The 3,447-nt window shown below is 68.1% G+C and carries 3 protein-coding genes and 1 pseudogene; 3 read left to right on the top strand and 1 reads right to left on the bottom strand.

Translation table 11 applies throughout. The features are described 5' to 3' along the window. From ACTHJR_RS02155 to ACTHJR_RS02145, 3 genes and pseudogenes are all read left to right on the top strand, one after another. Nucleotides 1–238: pseudogene (locus tag ACTHJR_RS02155) on the top strand (tetratricopeptide repeat protein); the annotation flags it as partial. Then, on the top strand, nucleotides 232–915 hold the full coding sequence (locus ACTHJR_RS02150) for a Fe2+-dependent dioxygenase (RefSeq protein WP_440521420.1): 684 nt from the start codon (nucleotides 232–234) through the stop codon (nucleotides 913–915). The pseudogene ACTHJR_RS02155 and the gene ACTHJR_RS02150, both read left to right, overlap by 7 nt. A gap of 8 nt (nucleotides 916–923) precedes the next feature. Then, the gene (locus ACTHJR_RS02145) at nucleotides 924–2,021 is read left to right on the top strand and encodes a PepSY-associated TM helix domain-containing protein (protein ID WP_440521418.1); all 1,098 of its coding nucleotides are present in this window, start codon (nucleotides 924–926) and stop codon (nucleotides 2,019–2,021) included. A 33-nt stretch (nucleotides 2,022–2,054) separates the two neighbouring features. Here the strand turns inward: ACTHJR_RS02145 and ACTHJR_RS02140 are convergent. Then, a partial coding sequence (locus ACTHJR_RS02140; RefSeq protein WP_440521416.1) for an NAD-glutamate dehydrogenase domain-containing protein occupies nucleotides 2,055–3,447 on the bottom strand: 1,393 nt, incomplete at its 5' end.

The following is a 3,447-nucleotide window of genomic DNA, read 5'->3' as shown; positions in this document are numbered from 1 at the left end:
GGCGCGACTCTATCAGCGCGCGGCGGAGGGCGGCGATTTCCGCGGCATGTTCAACCATGCGCGGATGCTGGGCGACAAGGGGCGCACCGAGGAAGCGCTCAAGTGGATCGAGCGCGCGGGGCAAAGCGCGACCCCGGCGTTCGTCGCCAAGGCGGCGGCGTTCCTCGATGCCTCCCCCGTACCGGCCTTCCGCGCGCGCGGTCGTACCGCGATCGAGCGGGGAGCGGCGCGATGCTGATCGCGATTCCCGATGTGCTCGATGCAGCGGGCGTTGCGAAGGTCCGCGCGATCATCGACGCGGTCGATTGGATCGATGGCAATGCGACCTCGGGCCATCAATCGGCGCTGGCCAAAAAGAACGCGCAATTGCCCGAGGAATCGGCCGCGTCACGTGAGGTGGGGGCCCTGGTGCTCGACGCGCTGTCGGCCTCGCCGCTGTTCGTCGCCGCCGCGCTGCCGCTCAAGGTCTATCCGCCACTGTTCAACCGTTACGCCGGCGGCGACGCGTTCGGCGCGCATGTCGACAGTGCGATCCGCATCCGCCGCGGGAGCGACTTTCGCGTGCGCAGCGACCTGTCGGCGACGCTCTTTCTCGCCGATCCCGACAGCTACGACGGCGGGGAACTGGTGATCGAGGACCAGTTCGGCGAGCAACGCGTCAAGCTTCCCGCCGGCCACATGGTGCTCTACCCGGCTTCGAGCGTGCACCGGGTCGAACCGGTGACGCGCGGCACGCGGGTCGCTTCCTTCTTCTGGATCCAGTCGATGATCCGCGACGACGGCGCGCGGCGCATCCTGTTCGAACTCGACCAGGCGGTCCAGGACGTCGCCGCGCGGCTCGGCCAGGGCGATGCGGCGGCGGTCAGGCTGACCGGTACCTATCACAACCTCCTCCGCCGCTGGGCCGAAGCATAAGGACGACAATGACCAAGATCGGGCTGCGTAATTTCTGGTTTCAGGTGCACAAATGGATCGGCCTGATCCTGGCGATCCTGATCATCCCGCTTTGCGTGACCGGCGCGGCGCTGGTGTGGGACGAGGCGCTCGACCATGGCCTCAATCCGCAGCGTTACGCGGTGAGCGGTGAGCAGGTGCTCGACCCGCAGCTCTACGTCCAGGCGGCCAAAGCCGCGCTCAAGCCGGGCGATCGCATCCAGTCGATCACCTTGCCCAATGGCGACGGCCCGGTGGTCGTCGCCGCGACGCCCGCCAGTGCGAAACCGCAGGCCGGCCCGCCGTCGCGCGTCACCATCTGGCTCGATCCGCCGACCGCGCGCGTGCTGGACAAAGCGGGCAGCAATTCGGGGCTGATCCGTGCGATGCACATGATCCATGGCAGCATGATGATCCCGATCTGGGGCCGCTCGATCGTCGGCTGGCTGGGCGTGTTCATGCTGTTCTCGTGCTTCACCGGTATCTGGCTGTGGTGGCCGACGGTCGGCAAATGGGTGCGCGGGCTGCGCTGGCGGCGGCATCGCAATCTCGACACCAATCTGCATCATCTGTTCGGCTTCTGGATCGCCTTGCCGCTGTTCGTCCTGTCGCTGACGGGGGCGTGGATCAGCTTCCCGCAAGTGTTCGGCGGCGGTCAGCAGCGCGGCGCCGGTCCCGATCGCGCTGCGCTGGCCAAGGCGAAGCCGCTCGAGGCGCCGAGGACCAATCTCGATACCGCGATCGCCAGGGCACGAGCGGCATTGCCCGGCGATGTCGCGACGATCGCCTGGCCGACCGACCTCAAGCCCGAATGGACGGTGACGATCGGCGCCGGCGCGGGACGCCAGGTCAAAGTCGACGACGCGACCGGCGCGGCCAAGGCCTTGGCGCCGCCGAAGGAAGACACCGCGCGGCTGATGCGCCGTATCCATGACGGCACGCGGATGGGATTGCTGTGGCAGACGATCCTGTTCCTCGCCGGTCTGCTGCCGGCGATCCTGGCGATCACCGGGGTCATCATGTGGTGGCGTGCGCGGGGATGGAAAGCGGAGCTGAAGGCGAAGCGGAAGGCGAAGGCGGCAGCGTAAAAAAATCCTCCCCGTTCCGGGGAGGAATTTTTGTTACCGTCCCAACAGCACCCGTGCCTGGCCCGCGATCTGCGCCAGCATCGCGGCGTTCGGCACCGCCGCGGTCCGTGCGCGGTCGACCACGCCCTTGAACTGCGCGACGCGGCCGGCATTGGCGCTCAGCCATTTCTCGACCGCACCCTCGGGATCCTTGCCCGCGCGGCGCTCGAGGAATTCGAGGCGAAGCTGCTGGAAGTCGCGGGCGAGCCCGGCGATCAGCAGGCGTTCCCACGGATCGCTCGACACGATGCGCGCGGCGGTCGCCTGCGCCCAGTCGAGGCCTAGCGCCTGGCCGAGATGGGTGAACGCGCGGGTCAGCACTGTCTCGTCCATGCCGAGCTCGCTGCCGAGGTCGGCGAGGCCGACCGCGCCGTCGAGCTCGAACAGCCGCACCACTTTCTTGGCCAGTGCCGACGGTGCGCCGGCGGCCTCGAGGCTGGTCGAAATGCGCACCGATTGCGCGCTGGCTTCCTCGAGCAGCAGTTCCTTGGTCTTGCGGTCGAGCGCCGCGACGCCCTTTCCGAGCCGCGCGAGCACGGCGGCGGGACTGGTCCCCGGCGCGGTAACGCGAAGCAGGTCGGCGATCTGGCTCCGGACCGCGACAGCGACTTCGTCGAACAAGGCGAGGCGGCCCATTTCGGGCATCGGCGCGCGCTCGATATCGGCCCAGAGCTTGTCGAGATCGTACAGCCGCTCGACCACGACGAACATTGCCGCGATGTCGGCCATCGCCGCGCCTTCCTCCTCGGCGAGTTCGAACGGGTGCAGCACGCCCAGCCGATTGACCAGGCGATTGGCGAGCTTGGTCGCGACGATCTCTCCGCGCAGGCGATGCTGGTCGATCGCCTCGGCGAATTTCTTGCGCATCGCCGGCGGGAAAGCGGCGTGGAGATCGGCCCGCGTCTCATCGTCGGTGCCGAGCGTCGAATGCTCGATCGCATCCTGCAGCGCGAGCTTGGCGGTCGCGAGCAGCACCGCCAGCTCGGGCCGTGTCAGCCCGCGGCCCTCGGGCGCCCGGCGCAACAGGGTGCCGTTGTCGGCCAGACCCTCGACCGCGCGATCGAGACGGCCGGCCGCCTCGAATATCTCGATCAGCCGGACATAGCTCGGCAGCGCCTGCGCCCCGTCCTGCTCCATGGTCGACAGCGCCAGCGTCTGCAGCCGGTTGTCCTCGAGCACCAGATGCGCGACGTCGTCGGTCATCTGGACGAGCAACTTGTTGCGCGCCTCGAACTGCAGCCGGCCCTCGATCATCTCGCGGTTGAGCGCGATCTTGATGTTGACCTCATTGTCCGAGCAATCGACGCCTGCCGAATTGTCGATGAAGTCGGTGTTGATCCTCCCACCGCGCGACGCGAAGGCGATACGGCCGGCCTGGGTCACGCCC

Origin of the sequence: Sphingomonas sp., assembly GCF_051962185.1 — a bacterium.
Taxonomy (GTDB): domain Bacteria; phylum Pseudomonadota; class Alphaproteobacteria; order Sphingomonadales; family Sphingomonadaceae; genus Sphingomonas.
The sequence above is the reverse complement of the archived record's forward strand: the minus strand, read 5'-3'. Positions and strand labels throughout refer to the sequence as shown.